The sequence below is a fragment of the Mesorhizobium sp. M0174 genome, assembly GCF_040322275.1.
Lineage (GTDB): Bacteria > Pseudomonadota > Alphaproteobacteria > Rhizobiales > Rhizobiaceae > Mesorhizobium.
Genome location: NZ_JAMYTB010000017.1, coordinates 1 through 20,645 on the forward strand (window position 1 = coordinate 1; position 20,645 = coordinate 20,645).

At 59.5% G+C, this 20,645-nt stretch carries 16 protein-coding genes and 4 pseudogenes; 6 read left to right on the forward strand and 14 right to left on the reverse strand.

The annotated features are described in order from the left end of the window. Window positions 1-43: 43 nt before the first annotated feature. Complete coding sequence (tnpA, locus tag NKJ13_RS24395) at window positions 44-397, reverse strand: IS66-like element accessory protein TnpA (RefSeq protein ID WP_352778697.1); 354 nt, start codon at window positions 395-397, stop codon at window positions 44-46. 584 nt (window positions 398-981) lie between these two features. On the opposite strand from tnpA, the gene NKJ13_RS24400 reads away from it, so the two are divergent. Next, window positions 982-2,076, forward strand: coding sequence for an acyltransferase family protein (locus tag NKJ13_RS24400; protein ID WP_352507945.1), 1,095 nt, complete (start codon window positions 982-984; stop codon window positions 2,074-2,076). 25 nt (window positions 2,077-2,101) lie between these two features. On the opposite strand, the gene NKJ13_RS24405 is transcribed toward NKJ13_RS24400, so the two are convergent. The 3 genes and pseudogenes from NKJ13_RS24405 to NKJ13_RS24415 all read right to left on the reverse strand — a co-directional run bounded on the left by NKJ13_RS24405 (window position 2,102) and on the right by NKJ13_RS24415 (window position 4,635). Next, window positions 2,102-2,269: a hypothetical protein gene (locus tag NKJ13_RS24405; protein WP_352507946.1), complete on the reverse strand. Its 168-nt coding sequence runs from the start codon at window positions 2,267-2,269 to the stop codon at window positions 2,102-2,104. Between the two features lie 97 nt (window positions 2,270-2,366). Continuing rightward, window positions 2,367-3,162 (reverse strand): annotated as a pseudogene (locus tag NKJ13_RS24410) (IS5 family transposase). 105 nt (window positions 3,163-3,267) lie between these two features. Continuing rightward, on the reverse strand, window positions 3,268-4,635 hold the full coding sequence (locus NKJ13_RS24415) for an exopolysaccharide biosynthesis polyprenyl glycosylphosphotransferase (RefSeq protein ID WP_352738759.1): 1,368 nt from the start codon (window positions 4,633-4,635) through the stop codon (window positions 3,268-3,270). Window positions 4,636-5,024: 389 nt separating this feature from the next. Between NKJ13_RS24415 and NKJ13_RS24420 the strand changes: the two genes are divergently transcribed. Beyond that, complete coding sequence (locus tag NKJ13_RS24420) at window positions 5,025-5,801, forward strand: Crp/Fnr family transcriptional regulator (protein ID WP_352738761.1); 777 nt, start codon at window positions 5,025-5,027, stop codon at window positions 5,799-5,801. Window positions 5,802-5,980: 179 nt separating this feature from the next. Then, a pseudogene (locus tag NKJ13_RS24425) lies at window positions 5,981-6,401 on the forward strand (hypothetical protein); the annotation flags it as partial. 486 nt (window positions 6,402-6,887) lie between these two features. On the opposite strand, the pseudogene NKJ13_RS24430 reads toward NKJ13_RS24425, so the two are convergent. After that, window positions 6,888-7,172, reverse strand: a pseudogene (locus NKJ13_RS24430) (transposase); the annotation flags it as partial. Continuing rightward, window positions 7,172-7,977, reverse strand: a pseudogene (locus NKJ13_RS24435) (type IV secretory system conjugative DNA transfer family protein); the annotation flags it as partial. The pseudogenes NKJ13_RS24430 and NKJ13_RS24435, both read right to left, overlap by 1 nt. 271 nt (window positions 7,978-8,248) lie before the next feature. Here NKJ13_RS24435 and NKJ13_RS24440 point away from each other — a divergent pair. Continuing rightward, a complete protein-coding gene (locus NKJ13_RS24440) occupies window positions 8,249-8,614 on the forward strand; it encodes a TIR domain-containing protein (protein WP_352738763.1) in 366 nt (121 codons plus the stop codon). Window positions 8,615-9,602: 988 nt separating this feature from the next. Here the strand turns inward: NKJ13_RS24440 and NKJ13_RS24445 are convergent. The 4 genes from NKJ13_RS24445 to NKJ13_RS24460 form a co-directional block, all read right to left on the reverse strand. Continuing rightward, window positions 9,603-9,986: a transposase gene (locus tag NKJ13_RS24445; RefSeq protein ID WP_352738766.1), complete on the reverse strand. Its 384-nt coding sequence runs from the start codon at window positions 9,984-9,986 to the stop codon at window positions 9,603-9,605. Then, window positions 9,947-10,246 (reverse strand): hypothetical protein, encoded by a 300-nt coding sequence (locus NKJ13_RS24450; RefSeq protein ID WP_352738768.1) that lies wholly within the window; start codon window positions 10,244-10,246, stop codon window positions 9,947-9,949. The genes NKJ13_RS24445 and NKJ13_RS24450 overlap by 40 nt, the downstream gene beginning before the upstream one ends. After that, a complete protein-coding gene (locus NKJ13_RS24455) occupies window positions 10,134-10,571 on the reverse strand; it encodes a hypothetical protein (protein ID WP_352778711.1) in 438 nt (145 codons plus the stop codon). Before NKJ13_RS24455 ends, NKJ13_RS24450 begins: the two co-directional genes overlap by 113 nt. A gap of 114 nt (window positions 10,572-10,685) precedes the next feature. Then, a complete protein-coding gene (locus NKJ13_RS24460; RefSeq protein ID WP_352738771.1) occupies window positions 10,686-12,674 on the reverse strand; it encodes a family 16 glycosylhydrolase in 1,989 nt (662 codons plus the stop codon). Window positions 12,675-13,538: 864 nt separating this feature from the next. On the opposite strand from NKJ13_RS24460, the gene NKJ13_RS24465 reads away from it, so the two are divergent. Continuing rightward, window positions 13,539-14,063, forward strand: coding sequence for a hypothetical protein (locus tag NKJ13_RS24465; protein ID WP_352778700.1), 525 nt, complete (start codon window positions 13,539-13,541; stop codon window positions 14,061-14,063). A 210-nt stretch (window positions 14,064-14,273) separates the two neighbouring features. Here NKJ13_RS24465 and NKJ13_RS24470 read toward each other — a convergent pair whose 3' ends face one another. The 4 genes from NKJ13_RS24470 to NKJ13_RS24485 form a co-directional block, all read right to left on the reverse strand. Then, on the reverse strand, window positions 14,274-14,501 hold the full coding sequence (locus tag NKJ13_RS24470) for a hypothetical protein (protein WP_352705795.1): 228 nt from the start codon (window positions 14,499-14,501) through the stop codon (window positions 14,274-14,276). 127 nt (window positions 14,502-14,628) lie between these two features. Continuing rightward, a complete protein-coding gene (locus NKJ13_RS24475; RefSeq protein WP_352738777.1) occupies window positions 14,629-14,838 on the reverse strand; it encodes a hypothetical protein in 210 nt (69 codons plus the stop codon). A 213-nt stretch (window positions 14,839-15,051) separates the two neighbouring features. Next, a complete protein-coding gene (locus NKJ13_RS24480; protein WP_352705790.1) occupies window positions 15,052-15,306 on the reverse strand; it encodes a DUF982 domain-containing protein in 255 nt (84 codons plus the stop codon). Window positions 15,307-15,585: 279 nt separating this feature from the next. Next, on the reverse strand, window positions 15,586-17,892 hold the full coding sequence (locus NKJ13_RS24485) for an AGE family epimerase/isomerase (protein WP_352705822.1): 2,307 nt from the start codon (window positions 17,890-17,892) through the stop codon (window positions 15,586-15,588). Window positions 17,893-18,715: 823 nt separating this feature from the next. Here NKJ13_RS24485 and NKJ13_RS24490 point away from each other — a divergent pair. Continuing rightward, window positions 18,716-20,533, forward strand: a complete 1,818-nt coding sequence (locus NKJ13_RS24490; protein ID WP_352507537.1) for a GumC family protein — start codon at window positions 18,716-18,718, stop codon at window positions 20,531-20,533. The last annotated feature ends 112 nt before the right edge of the window (window positions 20,534-20,645 follow it).

Here is a 20,645-nt window from a genome sequence, read left to right on the forward strand (position 1 = left end):
CGGCCGACCGCCAACCAGATCCGCACCTGGCTCGGAACCGGGATCATGAAACGCCCAGCGCCTTCACCATCGCCGCCGCCAGTGTCGGCGGCGTGGTCAGCGGTATCCGCAGCCGCGCCTTGCCGGCGATCTCCAGCTCGATCACCGCTGGTGGCGCCCCCGGCACCGAAGCGGCGACAGGTTCATCGGGAACCACGACAACTTCGGCAAAGCCCGTCTCGCGGGCTCTCACCGTGCGGCGCCACTTATAGATCAGGCTGGTCGCGACATCGTACTGACGCGCCACCGCCGCCACTGTGGCCCCGGGCGCGAATGCCGCGGCCAGTATCCGGCACTGATCCTCTTCACTCCAACGACGACGGCGCTCCGGCCCGGTCAATATCGTCATCTGGCTCATGCCGTGCTGCTAACTACGCTCGTAAGGACGACCTTAAGAGCGCAGCTTCGCTACCGTGCCATGCTCGCGCAAGGCGGCCTTCGCCGGAGGCGTACGGTAGCGCAAGGTCTTCTTGGCGGATCTGGGCCATCCGGCCACGGCTCTGCTCTGTCCGCATCCAAAGCTTGAATCATAACCCAGCCCCAGACGGAACCCATAGTCAGCCGATTTTCAAAACGGTCTCTGAGAAGCCCGAACCCGGTGGATCGCTCGCTGACTGTCTCGACCTTGTCGGCGTTCGCCGCACGGCAATCCCAAGGTTGATCGAACCGGCCCTGCCAAATGCCGCGGTGAGCCGCCTTGGCATTGCCTTGCTCGGCGGCGAATGTCCCATTCGAATACCGTGGCCAGTCCAATGCGAGGCCTTGTGTATTTCGGCGTGGAATAATTCCGGGCCGATTGACAGAAAGGGCGAGCCTAGGCGCAGCGCCGTCTCCCCAATAGGAGGTATGACGTCGCATGCGAGGCGTCGAAAGAGGTAATTGCCTCCGAAATCACCTCCGGTCAGACTAAATGATTGTCGCGAGCGCGAGAGCCAGGCTCTGATGCTGAACAATCTCCAGGTGCTTCGGGCTGTCGCCGCCTATGCGGTGGTTTTGTACCATGCCCAATCGTTCATCGAGCGCCTGCACCCGCTTCCCGTTCATTCACATCTGGGGGCTGCGGGTGTCGATATATTCTTCGTCATATCTGGCTTCATCATGGTTTATGCGAGCGACAGAAGCCACTGTGGCCCCGCCGCGTTCTGGCGTGACCGACTCATCCGGATATTGCCGCTATACTGGATCACCACTTTCGCGATAATAGCCGTCAGCTCTGTCGGCTTCAGTCCGTCAGGACTGCACAATTGGGACGGCTCCGACCTGCTGACATCCCTGTTCTTACTGCCGAATATACGGCTCGACGGCGTTTCGGAGCCCATACTCGTTCCGGCATGGACACTGATCTACGAGGCCTTTTTCTATTTCTTCTTCGGCCTTTTCCTGCTTTCGGGGCGAATTAGTCGGGCAACTACCATTTTGTCGGTGGCCTTTCTGTCGTTTTGGTTCATGGGCGTAGTATTCAAGCCACAATCTTTTGTGATCGAGTACTATACGAATGCCATCCTACTTGAGTTCGCGCTCGGCTGTTTGCTGGGGCTCTTATATCTGAAGTCACGGGCACTCGACCTGCCCCACGGAGCAACACTGAGTGTCCTCGCGATTGGGGTAGCCATTGCTGTGCTGATTGCCCAGGACTGGTACTTGGGGGTCGAGGTTACGCGCACCGGGGAAATCAGGCTCATGCGGCTTGGCCTACCAGCGACGGTCATCGTCGCCGGAGCGTTGATGCTTGAGCGTTCAAACCATCGGGCGTCGCATCGAGGCGCTCTCCTGCTGGGGTCTGCGAGCTACGCGACCTACCTAATCCATCCGCTGATTCTGCACGGCGTGTACTTTCTTTCGGCAAAAGTGCTTCCGGCTGGTTCCATTTTCTCAGCCACTTTTTATTTGTTCGCCGCATTTGCCGCTGTCTGCCTCTTCAGCGTTGGCCTGCATTTGTGGGTAGAGGCACCGCTCACCCGCTCTCTCAAGCAGCTGTCCCGCAGCCAGTCAGGCAGGAGAGGTATTCCAATGCCCAAAGGTGCGAGCGCTCGGTAGGACCTGTCAAGTCTTCCCGGCGATGCTACAAGACAGCCGTGCCGGTGCGGTCGGTCTCGCGCGTCATGCCAAGGTGCAGCGCGGCATCGACCTGTTCCGCGTCCTCAGAGACGCTCAGATTGTCCTGAAGGTGCTTCGGCGTGTGGGCGTAGCCTTTGGTTGTCTGGAGCGAGGTGTGCCCCCATCCATTCACCGTGAACTGTCCCTTAGAATGCGCAGTTAATGTGAGAGGCCGCTCTACGGCCTGCTACCGGTTCCATGGACACAGAGTTAAGAGTCCGTTTTGAAATTCACGGATGAGCGTTTCGGCGGATGAGATTGCCGTCCATTGCGCCAAGGATCATGGCTTGCGAGACATCGATGCGCTGCTCGTAGTCGCGCACGAGGCGGCGCCATCTTGTCATCCAGCCGAAGGCCCGCTCGACGACCCAGCGTCGGGGCAAGACTTCGAAGCCCTTCTGGTCATCGGATCGACGGATGATCTCGACCACGAAGTCGAGATAGGCGGCCTTGTCCATGAGCTTTAGCCGATCATAAGCGCCGTCGACGAACAGATGCTTCACCCAGGGCCAGCGCTGGTGGATACCATCCAAGATCGCCTGAGCGCCGGCGCTGTCGGAGATATCGGCGGTGGTGAGATTGACCATCAAGAGCCGCCCATCCGTATCGACGGCAATGTGTCGCTTGCGGCCGACGATCTTCTTTCCGGCGTCGTAACCCCTTGTTCCAGCTTGCGGAGCCTTGACAGACTGGCTGTCGATCACCGCCGACGGGCTCGCCTCGCGTCCGGCCCGCTCACGATCCAGGATCAGCGCCACATCGTGGACGGTCTGGAACAGAAACCGCCGCGCCAGCTCTCGAAACCAGCCATAGACCGTCTGCCAGGGTCCAAAGTGGATCGGCAGCATCCGCCAGCCGCAACCCGAACGGACCAGGTAGCGCACCGCATTGATCACCTCGCGAAAATCAACCTCGCGCGGACGGCCACGCCGCCCAGGCTTGGGCATCAGCGGCGCGAACTGCTCCCACTCCTCATCCGTCAAATCAGACGGGTAGCGCAAGGTCTTCTTGGCGGATCTGGGCCATCCGGCCACGGCTCTGTCCGCATCCAAAGCTTGAATCATAACCCAGCCCCAGACGGAACCCATAGTCAGCCGATTTTCAAAACGGTCTCTGAGAAGCTGCTATACATCAATAGACATTACGATCCGAAAGCACCAGTACAGCGGTTGTCCAAATTATCTTGAGATCGAGCTGCACGCTCCAGGACTGTATGTACCAGAGGTCATGCTCTACGCGTTTTTCCATCCTCCACAGCTCCTTCGTTTCCCCTCGAAAGCCATTGATCTGAGCCCAGCCTGTCAAACCGGGTTTTACACGATGGCGATAAGCATAGCTCGCAATAATCGCACTATAGGTATCGTCATGAGCGACGGCGTGGGGTCGCGGCCCCACGAGGGACATTTCCCCCCGAAGCACATTAAATAACTGCGGCAGCTCGTCGATATTTGACTGGCGCAATATTCGGCCAAGTCGGGTAACCCGCGCATCATTACGCTGAGCCTGGCGAATTTCCGCACCGTTCTCCTGCACGGTCATTGATCGGAACTTGTAAATATTGAATGGCTTACCACAAAAACCCCGCCGCGTCTGCCGAAACAGCACTGGGCGACCGCTCTCGAGCGCGATGGCACACGCGACTACGGCCATCAACGGAAACAGGAAGAGCAGTAGCAGTGATGCAAAGGCAATGTCGAATAACCGCTTCAGCAGGCGTTCGGCAGGCCTCAAAGGCGCGCGCTGGACTTCGAAGGCTCGCTGCCAGCCGGTGTGCAGCGGGCATCCGGCCAGAATCTTGTCTATGTAGGCATCGGCGAAAAGATAGATCGGCAGCGGGAGGCGGGACATTTCGTCCAGGATGCCTGCGATCAACTTCCGCTGATCCCAAGAGCAAAAGAGATAAACTGCCCCATACGGGTCACTACGGAACGCAGCCTGCGCAGCTGCGACGGCGGCTTGCACCGGTCGTGCTGCGATCGTGCCATCATGGTTCTCGATGTTCGAAACACCGCAAACCGCGATGCCCTGTTGCCCGAGCTTGCCGATTATCCCCTTTTCCATTCCAGGACCGCCAGCGTAAAACAGATAAACTGTGCGCAGGACGAGCTTCTCGGCGGCCAGAAGCCGTTTCAGCACACGCGCTAGAACCACGTGGCCAGGCAGCAGGGTTGGGAATCCGACCGCAAACGCCAGCGTCAAGGAACCGCGGGAGAACGTCGACGTCGTCTTCGTGAGAAAGGCGAGCCAGAGAATTGAAAAGAAAACGAATAACCACCCGGTGAAGAGTGTTTTGATCACGCGGTGATCGTCCAGGATGCCACTGATCGTGTAGGCGCCTCTGGCCCCCATGAATGCGACAAGCAATAGGCCGGCGGTAACACTTAGATAAATCGTCTCCCAAATATCTGGCGGGCTCACGCCGACGTACCTATGATAGACGTCATTTGACGCAAGAAGTATCGTCTCTCCAAGGAGGAAATCAGCAGTTGCAAGAAACACGCAAACTGCTCCCACAGGAAGCCGTAGCGGTTCTACGCTCCGCTTCAAGAACGCACGCGACGCCTGGGTTGGTGCATGCCGCATGGAGACAAGCCCCCGAATCCTGTTGTATCCCTTCTCCTTCTTGGGGCATGGCACACGCCGTCCCATAGAAGGGGGTTATCCCAACGGCTTTCAGTCGATCACATTTGATTTAAACTCTCTCAGAGACAGGGTCGCTGTTACCCCGGGCACATAGGAGTGCCTATTTTATGCTATCCTAATATGGTAACACTTCTGTCTGAGCGCTCTTGCGCGAGAACGGCCCGAAATCGGGCTCGTTCTAAGAGGTAGTCAAGGCAACGCTTTTGGGGACCGGGGCGCTTTACCCTATCAGGGGGGCAGGAGCCATGGCAGATTGCGGCGCTGAGGTCCGGGTCAAACAGCTCGATAAAATACGCTTATTTCAGCAATTTGACCCAAGTATTCTTAGTGAACTGGCGAAAGTGGCCATTCTACGAAGGGTTCCGAAGAATAAAGTCTTAACTCGCCTTGGCGACGTGCCAATTTATATTTACTACATAATTCAAGGAAAAATTCGGCTTAGTGCTCCCATCTCGGATGGACGTGAATTCATCTTTGCAGATCTTGGTCCCGGTGACACTTTCGACCTGACTAGGTTGTTCATCACGCGAAGAAGTAACATGAATGCTGAGTCAGTTGCGGACAGCGACTTGCTGCAAATCGAAGTAGCTTTCATGGTTAGGGTCTTCGACAAACACCCCGATCTCGCATTAAAGGTGATCCCGTACTTGTGCGAAGCAACCCACGACGCGCAGGAGCGAGTGATCCAAAGTGCGGCCAGTGCCCTATCCACTCGATTGGCGAGCACGCTCTTGCGATTGACAGAGAGGCCGCACAGCACGACTACCGTGGATAGAGCTCTGAGTATCCACATTTCGCAGACCGACCTCGCGGCAATGGTCCCGGCTTCTCGAGCGAAAGTGAATCGTTGCCTGAGAGAATGGGAACGGCGGTATATGACCCGATACGACCACGGCTCGCTGACGATCCTCAATCGCGCCGCGTTAGAGTCTGTTGCTCTTGGCGAGATCGCCTTTGATCGTTCAATGATGCATATCCCACGTGCTCGAGCATCTCTGTGGCATGCTCCGGGGAGACAATGAAACCGGAAGTGGTGCCGGTCGTCCTCGCATCCCTCGGTAAAGTCCTTCTCGTCGGCGTCGTAAGTCGCCGCACCGGACATATGCGCCTTCTCACCGGCGTCAGCGCCAATGAGACAGAATTGGGTTAATTGAGAGCGCAGGGTTTCTGAGTCATCGGAGCCTTTCAAAGGCGCAGAAGGTTTTCGCGCATGGATTCCGTCGGCCAGTCGCGCATGGGCCGGCTGCACGGGGGCCGTCGCGACAAACTCGAAATCAGCCCGAACCCTGAGGGCCGGCCGTCGGCCTAGCGCGGTGGCGCCGGCACCGCCCTGGTCGGCGACGCGGCGACAATGGCGGAGCGGATCGACGAATACCGCGCATTGGGATCGATACCTTCATCCTGCCCGACTATCCGCATCTGGAGGAAGCCTATCGCTTCGGCGAACTGGTGCTGCCGCTTTTGCCGCTCGATCACGAGGTTTCGACGCGGCCAACGGCCGTGAACATGGGGCCGTTCGGCGAGACGTGGCTGGCGACCATCGGCCGTCGGCGCTGCGCGCGAGCCAGTCTTGGGCGTGCGTCGTCTGCTTCCAGCGTCGTGATGAGGGGAGCGGGCCTTAAGACTACCGGTAACAAGATGCGGCTCAGTTTTTTCAGATCACTACGATCAGTGAATGTCGGTATCGGTGGTTGCGCGTCCCTGATTTGAACCTGCGCCGGCCAAGAGCCGATAACTATCAGGCAGCACGTTTGATGGTCCTCTTGCTCAGCTTTACGACGAAAGCGTTCCCCTTCTTCATGGATGGCTACCGTTTTCCGGCATGTAGTTCCAAGTGGGGCCGCCAGACGGGTACGCAGGGGTAATCCTGCGTGATCAAGATAGGTCGAGATGAATGTGCACCAGCCTCACGGTTGATCGCGACATTCGCGAACCCGTCTGCTCGCAATCGCATTGCGCGTGTCTGCTTTCCGGTGCAGGGCCAATGTTCGTACAGGCGTAATCCCGCCGTGTGCATGTCTTTTCAAGATGCCGCCGCCGAATCTAGGGTGAGGGCTTTGCAGGCCTAGGGGAGGGCAGGGCGCTACGCTAACTTATACCAACGGCCCTCATAAATGACCTGAATGTGCCCACTTCCGCATTCCGATTGAGGTGATTGCGTCGGGCTTTGCGGCAAGCCTTTTCCATGCGTCGCAGGCAGCGTCGATGATGTCGCCATATGTGTCGAAGACGCGGTTGGAGAGGAAGTTGGCGCGCAGATGTTGCCAGACCTGCTCGACCAGATTGAGCTCCGGAGAGCGCGATGGCAGCAGGATCGGCGTGATGTTTTTTGGCCAGACGAGATTGCCGGTGGTGTGCCATCCGGCTCGGTCCAGCAGCAGCACGGCGTGAGCGACATCGCGGTGGAGAGAATGCCAGACCGCTCGTTGTCGGATTTGTTCAAGAGCTCGCGCGCCGTTGAGGCGACGACGGGATGCGAGGCGATCTCTCCGAGATGCGGCGTCGTCATCATCGCTGCCAGAGTGGTCTCGATCGGCCGCTTTGGGTCTGACAGGAATCCCGCGACGCCGGCCAGCGTCTTGTCGGGCTCGGAGTAGAGTACGTGCAGGATCGCCCCGACGAGCAGTGAGTGGCTGGTCTTCTCCCAGTGATTGCGCTTTTCGAGCGAGCCTTCGGGATCGACCAGCACGTCGGCGACATTCTGGACGTCACGCACCTCCCACTCGCCGCGGCGCACTTCGAGAAGCGGGTTGTAGGCGGAGGACTTCCTGTTCGTGGGATCGAACAGCAGCACCCGCCCGTGCCTGGCGTGCCTGGCGCGAAAGCCTGCAGCGAGCTGCCAGTTCTCACCCTTGATATCGTGCACGATGGCCGAGCCCGACCTGGTGAGAAGCGATGGCACGACGAGGCCGACGCCTTTGCCGCTTCTCGTCGGCGCGAAGCACAGAACATGTTCCGGCCCGTCGTGACGGAGATAATCGCGATCGAACATGCCGAGTACCACGCCGTCAGCCCGAGCAGACCGGCGGACTTGACCTCATTCGGTTTCGCCCAGCGCGCCGATCCGTATGTCTCGACGTTCTTCGCCTCGCGCGCCCGCCAGACCGAGATGCCGATCGCCACGGCGATGGAGATGAAGCCGCCAGAGGCGGCGATGAATGCGCCCTCGACGAAGATCGGTGGCGCATAGGTGGCAAAGGTCCTCAGCGGTTCAAATCGGGACTAGCCCTTGCGAGCCGTCGCCAACTAGCGGGGCTCCTTCCACCTCGGCAGGTCATTTCAGGTCGCGACAGCCTAACGCTGAACGCGCACGCAAGTGCAGTTCTCTCGGTGGCTGCTCTCCACAAGTACCCTACAGATTCGGCCGCGGGCGGGGATCGTTTCCGTGCGTGTCTTGCGCATTCAGCGTGGTTAAGACACCGTGGCAGCGGGGACGGCGGTGGTACGACCTGCTGTAGTGAGGGAATAGATGAACAAGCCCCGCATTTTCCTTGGCTCGTCGGGAGCGCAGATGAAGCTGGTGCAGGCGCTTACGCGCGGCCTCGAAGACGTCGCGCATGTCGATCCCTGGACGACATCCTTCAATCCAGGCACGACCACGCTGACCCGTCTCCTCGAGCTTACGCGTGAAGTGGACTTCGCGGCGTTCGTGTTCGCCCGCGACGACTGGACGACGGCCAGCCTGCACGCTTCCCCTTCCGCTGGTTCCGGCCAGGCTTCTCCGCGCGACCATGTCGTCTTCGAAGCCGGTCTTTCAGCAGCGTCCTCGGCTCGCGCCGAACCTTCATACTGCATGCGAGGGGTTCGAAGCTTCCGACCGATCTCCTCGGATTGACGTGCGTACGATACGGCGAAGCGACAAAGGCTGCCGAGATGAGGACCATCAACCAGAAGCTTCGAAAGGCGATCGAGAGCGAGGGCCGCGTCGCACGCATTGAGGGCCTGTGGTGGCAATTCTCCCTCTCGGCGCGCGGGCCCGCGGGAGCCTTCCGCCGTAGGCCTCCTGCGCATCTCGCGAGCCCTCGACAGTACGCTGGAGCTGCGTGGCCGCTCATGGCTGGAGGACGGCACTCTGTCCGCCAGATACTGGAGCGAAGCCCTGAAGGAGAGGAAGGAGCCTGCCGGCGTATTCTACTACTGGAACCGAGAACGGCCCCGCGACCCTAGCGCACCGCAATTGTGCGGTAGGGGAGAGATCCTGCTGGAGTGCGTCGATCGCGCCGCCGGGTATTTTACGACCCGTTCGGACGGCCCCGAGGGCGTGAACGCGCGGACATCCGGTGTCTACCTGGGCGCCGATCCGGCGGATTGGCCATCCTGGACGGAAACGACGATCGCCAGCGCGCGGAGTTGATCGCAGAGCGGCTGGCGCGCTGGAAGTCGATCGCGAACGCCTGAAATCAGGCGTTCGGCATCTCCTTCGCCCACCACGGGAAAAGCCACCAGCGGCCTTGCCGGAGCTTATGGGCGCTGTTCTCGCTAGCTGTCACGAACGGGCACTGGATCAGTCGGAGCGACGTTGTAGGAATAACATCACACGATATCCCTGCTGCCAAAGACATCCAACACAGTTTATGACGCAGTAGAACTAGAGCAGCGCTCGAAAAAGTGGTCACCGGTTTTTCGAACAAAGCGATGCGCAAACAAGAAGCTACAGCGGTGCGCGGTGATCTCGGTCACGGTACACGACTCAGGCGTGTTTTGAGACCGTAATCGATCGTCGGGGTGCTTTTGCGAGCCATGCATGGGCAGCTGCTTTGGGGCTGTTGAGTATCCAGTTCCTCAGCGCGTCGAGACCGATACGGAACCACGACTTCTCCCGTCTACCGTGGCTTTTGCGCGGTATGGCCTTTATGCCCATGGGTCTGGGTGGCGCATCGATAGGCCCATGTGATGGCGAGCATGACGACGACGACGACGATGAGGCTTGCGAACTTCTCGGGATTGGTGATGTGGGTGTCCTCGAGATTGAGGCCTCGTGTCTTGGTATCACCGAACAGGCATTCGATACCCCACCGCTTTCGGTAGTCGTTGAGGGCCTGCTTCGGATCGGGCGATTGGTGGCCACGATCAGCCATTCGCCGTTGCCAAGGCGTTTGGCGGCAAGACGAAGAGGCTCGCGCGTGGCGCCTACTGTGCCGTTGATGTACCCGACGAGGGTTGCGCATCAGGCCCGCCTGCGCCGCAAGAGCGTGGCGAGCGACCATGAGCGACCGTCCTCGAGGGTGACGGTCATGTCGACCTTCACCCGGATGGCAAAGGGGATATTGTTTTCGTTGGGGAAATCCATCCATTCGGCGCCGATGAACTCACGATCGGCGAGCAGGCAGCGGATGGAGGCAGCAGGAAACAGGCTAAGATAACGGCGCATCAGTGCGATGCGGTGACCCGTGTCGGAGTTGCCCTGATGCGGTAGTAAGGCAAACAGCAGCGGCACCCGGAAGCGCCTTGTGACGATCGCCAGCATCAGGATGTTGATGTCGCGCGATCCGAGCTTCCAGTTGGTTGCGATCGAGCGCCAGATACTTTCGTCGCTCCAGGTTGAGCATGTACACTACGAGCCGCGCCGCCACGGCTTGGTCGAGCCGGACGAACTGGAAGAACCGCTGTAGCCGCCGATATTTCGAGGCATGGCACACCGGGCCGCACAGATGCACGGCCAGATGCGAAAGGTTGACGCTGCGCGACTGGGCAAGCCCGGCGATCAGCACTGCAAGCGTCACAAGCCGGCTCTTGCTCAATGCAAAGTGCCAACCTAACGTCTCGATGAGAGCGGAATGAATCAGTGGCATGGGCGAAGATCCTTTTGCTGAGGAATCTTCAATCCAAACACATCATCCCGTTCTCACCCTGACTGTCGTGTACCGTGAGATCTCGTTTTCACGCGCACCGCTGTAGGCGCCGGATCAGATCACGAAAAAATCGTCGGCCAGCAGCGTCGGCCTGTTCGTCAGCGTCGCGAGCTGTGTCACGCCGCCTGCGACGTTTCCGTTGGAATCGTAAAACAACGCACCCGTAGCCTTGTCATAGACGATGTGGTCGTCGGCGTCGTGCGCGCTAGTTCCAGCGAAGAAATACCTTGGCTCGAGGGCTCCGGTGGCTCCCAGCTCCTGCATTACCGCATTCTGGAGCCTGAATGTATCGGCCGTATGGTTGAAATCAGTGATGATGTCGCGGTTTGCCACTGAGAGCGGCGCGCTGAAAACGAAGGAATCGTTGCCGCCGCCACCAGTAAGCTGGTCAATGCCCAGACCGCCCGTTAGTGCATCGTTGCCACCCCGCCCAAGCACGGAATCATTGCCTCGGCCGCCGTCCAGGTTGTTGTCGCTGTCGTTGCCGTCGAGCACGTTGTCGAGGGAATTTCCCGTGGCTCCGACGTTGGCGTTTCCGGTCAGATGCAGATTTTCTACCAGCCGGCGATCGACCGCCAGTGAGTACGTGACCAAGCTGAAAATCTGGTCGAGGCCCGCTTCGTCGATGACGTTGTCCAGTACATTGTCCACATAATAGGTATCGTTGCCGGCACCGCCATTCAACAGGTCGGCCCCGGTCCCGCCATCGAGCCGGTCCGCGCCATCATAGCTAGATAACCGGTTGTTCCCATTGTTCCCGGTCAGCTCGTTGTCGGAAGAATTGCCTTGGGCGTTGATGTTGGCGACGCCCGTGAGAGTCATATTTTCGACATGGCTGGGCAGTGAATAGGTGATCGAGCTGAATACCCGGTCGTTGCCCGCCGCGTCGCCCTCGACCACGCGGTCGAGCGCATTGTCAACATAGTAGGTATCGTTGCCTGCGCCGCCCTCCATCTTGTCGATTCCGACCCCGCCGGATAGCAGGTTCCTGCCGGCGTTGCCGACCAGCGTGTTGTCGAGTTCGTTACCCATCGCGTCGATGTCGGCAACGCCGGTGAGCGTGAGCTGCTCTATTTGCCGGCCGGACAGCGAATACGATATCAGGCTGGAGACCAGATCGATTCCGGCGCCCTCAGCCTCAATGACTACGTCGAATGCGTTATCGACGCGGTAGGTATCGTTGCCCAGACCGCCGGACATTCTGTCAGCACCACCTCTGCCGTCCAGAACGTCATCAAAATTGCCGCCCTTCAGGATATCCGCCGCACCCGTCCCGGTCAGGTGCTGCTCCATCACGTTCGGCGCGGCATAGGCGCGGACGTAGTCGACCACCATCTTGTACGTGCCGGACGCCTGCTCGACCTCTTTGGGATTCATGGCCAGCGAGACCACCATATAAAGTGGCGTGCGGAAGAACTCGCTCATTGGAAAGCGGCTCAACTCTTGGCCGTCATAGTAGACGGTGATCCAGTCCGTCGTGATCCTCGCGCCATAGGTGTGAAACGCCCCGTCGAACATCGAATCGGCCAGGCGCGTATAGTCGCCCCGAGCGTAACTTTCCGAAGTGCGCAAGTGCACCGCCCGGTGATGACCATCAGGATCGCCGCCATACGCTTCAACGATATCGACCTCAGGACGCGGTACGGAGGTATCCTGCGGCAGCATCCAGAAGGCCGGCCAGGCTCCCGCCCCGCCGTGAAAGGCGGCGCGCATCTCGAAATACCCGTTCACTTGCGCGAAACCCTGGCCGGCGCTGTTAACCGTTTGCATCGTTCCCGACTGCCAGACGCCGCCCGCCTGCTTCATGGTAATGGTCAGCTTCCCGTCAGAGACAGAGAACGGATTCGTTGCCCCCACCGGCGACATGAACGTGGCGGCCCCGTAGGGGGAGTGTACCGGCGCGAACCACTTGCCGGTGCCGTTGTTCGGCACGACATCAAGCGTGTTGAACTCGTCAGAAAAGGAGAGCTTGAACCCCGAGAGGTTCAGTTTCGATCCCTTGTACTGTCCGGTCCAATCGCCAGGAAGATCCGTCGCAGCCATTGATGGGCACCTCGTTCTCTCAACATTCTTGCGGTTAACCCCACCAAGGCCTAATCGTGTAGTGGACACCCATTCCGTCGCAATGCGGCCAGTACGGTTATCCCCAACATTTCATGAGAAATTTGGGAGATGTCGCAAATCGGTTGACGTAGCCGGCACACGATACTGCGTATCCTCCGATACCGTGACGCCTGGCTCGAACGCGCCGCAACCAGCCGCTCCTTCACCGCCCGCGACCAGCGCCGCCGGCGCTGCACCAAGGTGATCACTTCCACGCGCGGAATCGTCATAGGACTCCTCCCAGGATTATTCCCCGGACTTGCAATGTTCGTCCCAAGGCGACAAGGCGGCCTTCACCGTAGGCTTGTAGGCCGGCGGAGGCGGCCTTCAGTCGGAGTTTCAAGAGGCTCACGGGCGTCTCGCCAGCGGGGTGGCGCGACGGTCGGCGCAGATGGATGGCCGAACGTCCGTTTTCTCAATCCGATTCGGACCTGCAATCTCGCCTCCGGAATGACCATTAGGGGTGTGCGCCGTGACAAGGCGGCACTTTCCAGTGGGTGCAAGCCCCACCCGGCAACCGCTCCAGCCGGAAGCAATCGGAGCAGTCATGGAGGTGACGAAATGGCTGAAGCCGTCGATTAGCGGGTCACGAATTGGTGACCGCGCGAGTGTGCAGGCCGCAACGTGAGTGAACGCTGAGCAAGCCTCGAAAAGGTCGATGTGCAGGCCGACCCGACAGCCCTTTCGGGGAAGGCTGATACGGATGGGTGAATTTGAGCGACGTTTGAGCCCATCTGCTGCACCGGGGTAGTGGCGGCAGCATGTACACAAGGAAAGTGCACGCAACACGGGAAGCCCCAGGACGTGGTCAGGGATGACCAACCGGATGCCCGCGAGGGACAGGCCGGGCGCCCTGGGGTGGCGGAGAGGTTCGTAGTACCGCTGAAGCCGGGTAACGCCGGTGGAGGGAAGGCACCTCAGTTCAAGACGAACGCAATAAGCGGAGAGGGACCTGGCGATTGGGCAACCTATCAACTCCGAAAAGTGTTCAGGAACTTTCAGACGGCGTTACATGCGAAAGCGAAGGCAGAAGCCGGTTATCGTTTCTATGCCCTGTACAACAAGATCAGCCGCGAGGATATTCTGGCGTACGCCTATGCCCAGTGCCGCTCCAACAAGGGCGCGCCGGGCGCAGATGGTCGGGACTTTGCGGACATCGAAGCCTATGGGGTCGAACGGTGGCTCGGTGAACTGGCGCTTGCACTCAGGCAGGAGACTTACCGGCCGGAAGCGGCTGAACCGGATGCTGCGCGGATGGGCCAACCCTCCCCAGGGACACGCCGAAGGGGACTCTACTCCCTCCCTGACCGACATCAATGCCATGTATGAATCGTACATTGGTACGGTGCTGGGCCGCAACTGTCAGGAATGTTTGGCTAGAGTTTCTGAGCCGGTGATCGGATATATTGGCTCGCGCGAGGACCTCCCATGCCCCTCTCGACCCTATAGAGCGCTCCTCGATCCGCCTTTCGTCCCACAACCTGGGTCGGTCGTCCCGACGTACACCGGAGGGTTGAACCAATGGAGAGCGCCATGCCGCTATTCGCGAAGGTCGAACGCGACGAACAGGCCAAAGGCTGGGGCAAAATCGACAATAAGCCCCACCAGATCGCAGTCAGTTTCCGCCAGATGTGGCCCGTCTCGACGCACCGCTGCGATAGTCTCTTTGACGGAAATGATTTGGCCGCGCCGGTCTTCTAAAATCAGCTCTTCAACAAGCTCATTGGCAGTCACTTTGTTGGGTCGGCAGTTCGTCCGAACGTTCATCCAAGGCCTCCACCTCAGCGATACCCAAGGGAACATTGATGATCCTCTGTCGGGAAAAATCAAGGGGAATGTTTGTAGGAATTTTCTAAGAGGGGATCAGAGAAACCAGCACGGAGCGAGCCTCTGTTTAACGCTTAGCCAGCCCGCTACCTTCTTCGGTCGGCCCCTGTTTGGCCCGATCAATAGCCGCGAGTAATGACGCTAGGGTCGGCGGCAGTTCTGGTTCGACTTCTAGCCTTAACAGCTTGTGCATGTGACGACGATTGTCTTCAGAACGGATCAGTTTCCGAACTGCTTTGGAGACGGACTGATAATCTTCTTTGTTTCTCTTTGTCATGTTCGGGGCGTCCCTTCCCAGTCAGCCGCAACTCGCGTAGGCGCGGATGAGGGAACGATGTAGGCCCTCGCGGGTTTAGAGCTCGCAGCGGTCGATTCTTCGTGGATGTGCAGCCGCTGTGGGGGGTCCGTCGCCTCTCCCTCACCGCGGCGGGCTCCTTTCGCGAAGGCGGTGTTGGTCAGAGACACATAGAACCTCATACCGCAATCCAATTTAGCTAGTTGTCCTTGGGGGGAGTAACGTCCCCTCCTCTTTTGCAGCAGCCAGGAATGCCTTGCGGGCCTCCTCAGGTTCCATCTCGTCGAAAATCACTGCGATGCAAACGCGCACCGCGAGGTCCCACCAAGGGCCACGGATGGTCCACTTCATCAGCTCCTCGCCGGCTGCCTCGGCATTGTTGACGTTGCGGATGATCCCGGGACGCTCGGTCTTGACGGGGACCGGAGGGTTGAACCAGTGGGGGGCCATGAAGGGACCTCAGGGCGGCTAGCGGGTTTCGTCTCTACCAACCGGCTCAGCGATGAGGACGGTTAACCGTTTGTTAGGCATGTCTGAGTCCGTGACGGGCTGTTTCCAAACGTTCATCGACGGTTGTCCGAGCGGTCGGTACGAAGCCGGTATACGCTTGCCGCGGCATGCCGAATCGACGGCTAACAGTCCTTGGGCCGAAGTCGGGCGCGGTTTTCCCTGACCCCAGTCGCGCCGCCATGCGCGGTATCTAGTTTTCGCACATGGCGGACAGTTGGGTCAGCCGTAAACCTGCTTCGGAACGGCCTTGCTCATATCCAAAGCTGGTAGCGGGAATGGTTCGACTTGTCCTCCGGTCTTGTCCAGATACTGCATCAAGGCCGTCACGAGATGGTAGAAAATGCTCGCGGGGACCTCAGTCGCCAGTGACCTTCCGCGCTCGTCAATCCTGTCGACCCACAAGCCAAGCGGTGCGGGATCGATATGCCATTTGAAGAGGCGGGCGACACGAGCTTCGATCTCTGGTTTCAGATCGGGCCCGCCAATTCCGTCCAGGGCGATGGACGCCTTGATGGCTTCGCATTGCGGCCAGCTGCGGGAGAGCCGGTCGAAGGGCATTCCCTGCCGCGACACGGCTGCATAAGCCAGCCCCGTGGCCCGGTTCAATCCGCTGGCGATCGCCGACGAATAGAGCTTCCTTGCGTACGCTGCCAAGTCTCTCTGCCCGCTCGCCCGCGCGAAATCGACGAGGAGCGAGGCCCATTCGAAATGGTGCCCTGGTTCGGTCCACTGTCCCTCGTCTCCCGGCAACGGTAGCCACTCGACATCGAAATGTTCCCCAAGCGTCCAGCTCTCCTGGTCGAAGAAATGGCACCGAAAGAGATCGACGATGCGTGCCGCCCGACGGAGATATGCACGGTCGCCGGTGACCCCATGCCAAGCAAGGAAGGATTCCAGCATGTGCATATGCGGGTTCGAGAACCGCACCCCGTCCCGGCCGGAGGGTTCGAGAAAGCCGTTGAGGTTATCGTCCTCGAGATGGGTGTCGATGAAATGGAACGTCTCTTGTGCCAGCCGTAGGGCGTCCTGATGGCCGCATCGATGAGCATGGGCAAGCGCCAGGAGAACGCAGGAATGATCGTAGGCGTCCTCCGCCGGGTCAGCCACGCTACCGTCGGAATTAAGGGTGCGCACCCAGCCACCGCGATCGGTGCGGCCGTGTCTCGCGATGAAGTCGATGCCGTGGTCGATGAGCTTGTCGGCCGGACCGACCCAGCCGCGTTCTTTGGCCACCGCGAACGCGTAAATCTGGCGAGCCATCGTGCGCATGCGCTTGCGTTTCCCCAGCGGCCTTGCATCGAAACCGAGAGCCTCGTGGAAGCCGCCATACACATCGTCGACACCTGCAGTGGACCACAGCGGCAGGGTTTCGTTGAAGAGCCAGTGCTCGACGCGCTTGCGCCATGACCCGCTGATGATGACCCGGTCTTCCGACGCCGTGAACTTCGTCTCGAGTCGTCCGCTCTTCTCGAGTTGTTCGACGACTTTCTTGACATTCTGGCTGTGGCTGACAGGAGCGACGAAAACCGCGTCCGGTGTTGTCACCACCGCCACATTTTTCATTCCGATGACTGTCAGCAGTCTGCCCTGGCTCCGGAGATAGGAGTTGCCGCAATCCAGGGCGACAACGTCGCCGATTACGACATTGCCGTCGCGGTCCGTCGGGCTGGCTTCCAGCAGCGATTGCCACGATCCAAGGTCGTTCCAGCGGAAGGAAGCCGTGACCATCGCAATACCGCGTGCATGCTCCATGACTGCGTAGTCGATCGACGTCGATGGGACAGCCGAATAGAAGCCCTGGGGCAGGTAGATGCCCGAGACGTCGGTCCGTGCAGTTTTATAGGCCCGTTCCGCGGTGTCCCAGATGTCCGGCCGGAAGTCGAGAAATGCCTTCCGCATCGTGTCGGCACGAAACAGGAAGATGCCGGCGTTCCAGTAGAATCTTCCCGAAGACACATATTTGCGGGCCGTCTCGGCATTGGGCTTTTCGACAAAGTGCAAAACGGAAACGGCGGCCCCGCCGTCACTATTTGCCGTAACCTCGATGTAGCCGTACCCGGTTTCGGGATGCGTCGGCCTGATGCCGAAAATGACAATGCTTCCTGAATCGGCGGCGGGTATGCCCGCCTCGACGGTTTCCCAGAATTGCGTTTCGGTCGATATCTGATGGTCGGAGGGGACCACGAGCACAAGCGCGTCACCGCCATATCCGGAGATCGTGTGCAAAGTGGCTATGGCCACCGCCGCGGCGGTATTGCGGCCGACGGGTTCGAAAATCGGTCTGCCGCCATTTAGGCCAAGCGGACCGATGTCCGAGATAACACGGTCGGCATGCCGCTCGGAAGCTATCAGGTAGATCGGCGTCTCGCCGTCCCTCCGCGCCTTGAGGCGCCGGACAGTCTTCGCAAGCATGGAGCCGTCGCCCGAAAGGTTGTGGAATTGCTTGGGATTATCTTCGCGCGAGAGCGGCCACAGCCGTGAGCCGACGCCCCCGCTCATGACAAAACTTACGATCCGCTCCGGCATGGTCCAGTCCCTCTCAGAATGTCTGGTTGTAGGCTCCGACCTCTGGATTGCGGCGCCGCTCGGCATCGAGAGCCCCGAACATCTCGCGACGTCGCGCCGGAGACCAGCACCATCTTGCTCCGCCCTGGCGCGGAACAGCCCTAGCACGCTGCCGGGCGCAGGCCCCCTCATGAATTCGAGTAGTCCTAACACGCTGGTTCGCGCCCCCTCATCCAATGGGAGCATCCATGCCGATGGCCGAAATGATGACGCGTCCAGGCGTGGTAGTGTATTCCTGAAGCTGCACTCTGCTCGGGCGCCGACGACAAGGATGCGTTGCAAGATGCCGCGGCCCGCGGGTTCCTTGTCCGCGAGAATGTCGGCGAAAGGTGTTTCTGACGCTTGGCTCGCCTTCTCGAAGGCATTCAAGGAAATCCAACGGCATCCGCGGAACTCCGCCCCCCGTGCGAAGAAGGATGACGGACTGTGCGCCGTTCGCACTGGAGGCGATCGAAAACGGCGAGACCCCGAACGTATGTGCGCGAAGATCGATACCTCACGCGGAATGTAGCGATCAACCGCGGACGGCGGGTCTCGTTGGAACCGCAATATCATTTGTCGACAGATCGAGAACGAGGCCTGCCGCGCATTCTCCCCTCCCATAGGGCGTAGGCTATACGCCCATTGGCGGCGTTTACCTTTCCTGGCGCAGGGGTAGCCTTTTGCGGCACTCTGGGAACGCCGGGCCTTCGCTTTCATGAAAACATCGGCCGAATGCCATGGACCGCTTGCGTCGAGACGGCGTGCGCGCAGGATTTTTCCGCACGCGTGCTGGAGAACGTGATTGGATCGCATATCCCCCCACCAATGGGCCTCGACAACTGACTTGCAGCCTTCCGCTAGTCAGGAGTTTATCAGCCTCGCCGATATAGCCGGATTTCTGAGGCGCTATTTCGGAACGATCATTGCCTGTGTGGCCGCAGCTGTCTTGGTGGCCTGGTTTCACAATTTGACCACCGACCCAGCTTTCACTGCCAGCACACAAATCCTGATCGAGCCGAAACTGCCGCAACACCTGCAGGAGGGGGGCGAAGTCAATCTGTCATTGGACACTGCCCAAGTGGAAAGCCAGATCGCAGTCATGCAGTCGGAAAAGATTGCGGTCATGGTCCTCGATCGGTTGAAACTCGTTGACGATCCCAAGTTCAACCGTCCACAGGTTCCGATTTTGGTGGAGAGAATCAGGAAAATAAAAGCGATCCTGGTTGAAGCTTTCGAGCTCCAGAAAAGCGCTTGGCTCACCTCGCTTTGGGAGTTTTCTGGCTTGGACGTGCCTGAGACGCCTGTGATGCTGACCGATTACCAGAAGTCCCGGCGCACCATGTTGATTTTCCGCCAAGGCCTCGACATCCGCAGAGTCGGCGTTTCCTACGCCATCAACATATCCTTCACCTCACTTGATCCCGAAGGCGCAGCCAGGATTGCGAACGCCACTGCCGATGCTTTCGTGCGTGAGCAGATCGAAACAAAGGCCGAGGCAGCAAGGGAAGGCGGCGCATGGCTGGAGAAGCGCCTTCGCCAATTGCGCACCCAGATGAACAGGGCCATGGCGAAAGCGCAGGAGTTCCGTTCACGGCACGATTACAGCGTCGGCGAAGAAGGCGAACCGGAGGACGGGGCAAACACCGTCCCGACGCTTGAGGAGCTTGAGGTAACTGCCGAAACCTACCAGAAGATGTATGAAAGCTTCCTGCAGGCATACACCAACTCGGTGAGCCAGCAGTCATACCCGGTTGCAGACGCAAGGGTGATTACAGCTGCGACGGCGCCGCTCCAGCCGAGCGCTCCAAGGCCGAAGCTGATGCTGGCTTTCGCGGCGGTTTCCGGGTTCATTCTCGGTATCGGCGTTTCGTTAGCAAGGCATACGCTCGACTGGACCGTAAGGTCGCCCCGACGCATCCGGGAGAATCTAGGTGTGGAATGCGTCGGAGAACTACCGGCCATCAGCAGGAGGAGGGCATCAGGCCACGTCGACGAAGTGGCAAGATATCCGCACTCCCGATACAGCCAGAGCCTCAGGAAAGCGAGGACCGAAATCAGCCTTGCGGAAACCAACCACCCGATCAAATTCCTTGGGTTAACCGCTGTATCCAATGACAGTTCGAAGAGTTCCGTTGCCTGCAATCTTGCCACCCTTTACGCGATGTCCGGCCTGAAGACATTGGTGATCGACGCCGACGTCTGGCGGCCGGCTATGACCAAGCGGCTACTCGGCCCATCGGGCGCCCTGGACAAACCGTTCCAAGATCCTGTCCGGCTCAACATCGTCTGCGCTCCGGGGCGGTCGTTCGACCTGCTTCCAAGTTCGGTCGTCCAGGCCAAGAACCTGCTGGCACCACGTAATATGGAGGCGTTTCTCTCGGACCTTGCCGCCTGCGACATTACCCCCTACGACATTGTCATCTTCGACTTGCCGACACTTGCCTCGGGAGCCGACATGCTGATGGTCGGATCCGTCCTGGACGGCGTGGTCATCCTCGCCGAGTGGGGTAAGGTACACGTCGAAACGTTGCGGGGACTAGTCAGAACGCTGCAGGCCAGCAGGACGCCCGTCCTTGGCGTGCTTCTGACGAAGGCGCGCGCCAAGCACCGCAAAGCATGAACGGATGGCGAGGTATTCTCCTTCGAAAGTCGCAAAAAGCGTGTGGGGGATCATTCCTTGGGATTAGCGTGGGATTAGGGGGATAGTTCAGGACCGCCACGCTACCTCCTTT

Excerpts from the sequence above, each read along its gene's own strand:
- NKJ13_RS24445 (WP_352738766.1), bottom strand. The coding sequence starts at position 9,986 with ATGGTCGCTCGCCACGCTCTTGCGGCGCAGGCGGGCCTGATGCGCAAC.
- NKJ13_RS24450 (WP_352738768.1), bottom strand. The coding sequence starts at position 10,246 with ATGCTGGCGATCGTCACAAGGCGCTTCCGGGTGCCGCTGCTGTTTGCC.
- NKJ13_RS24455 (WP_352778711.1), bottom strand. The coding sequence starts at position 10,571 with ATGCCACTGATTCATTCCGCTCTCATCGAGACGTTAGGTTGGCACTTT.
- NKJ13_RS24400 (WP_352507945.1), top strand. The coding sequence starts at position 982 with ATGCTGAACAATCTCCAGGTGCTTCGGGCTGTCGCCGCCTATGCGGTG.
- NKJ13_RS24485 (WP_352705822.1), bottom strand. The coding sequence starts at position 17,892 with ATGCCGGAGCGGATCGTAAGTTTTGTCATGAGCGGGGGCGTCGGCTCA.
- NKJ13_RS24480 (WP_352705790.1), bottom strand. The coding sequence starts at position 15,306 with ATGGCCCCCCACTGGTTCAACCCTCCGGTCCCCGTCAAGACCGAGCGT.
- NKJ13_RS24420 (WP_352738761.1), top strand. The coding sequence starts at position 5,025 with ATGGCAGATTGCGGCGCTGAGGTCCGGGTCAAACAGCTCGATAAAATA.
- tnpA (WP_352778697.1), bottom strand. The coding sequence starts at position 397 with ATGAGCCAGATGACGATATTGACCGGGCCGGAGCGCCGTCGTCGTTGG.
- NKJ13_RS24475 (WP_352738777.1), bottom strand. The coding sequence starts at position 14,838 with ATGACAAAGAGAAACAAAGAAGATTATCAGTCCGTCTCCAAAGCAGTT.
- NKJ13_RS24460 (WP_352738771.1), bottom strand. The coding sequence starts at position 12,674 with ATGGCTGCGACGGATCTTCCTGGCGATTGGACCGGACAGTACAAGGGA.
- NKJ13_RS24470 (WP_352705795.1), bottom strand. The coding sequence starts at position 14,501 with ATGAACGTTCGGACGAACTGCCGACCCAACAAAGTGACTGCCAATGAG.
- NKJ13_RS24440 (WP_352738763.1), top strand. The coding sequence starts at position 8,249 with ATGAACAAGCCCCGCATTTTCCTTGGCTCGTCGGGAGCGCAGATGAAG.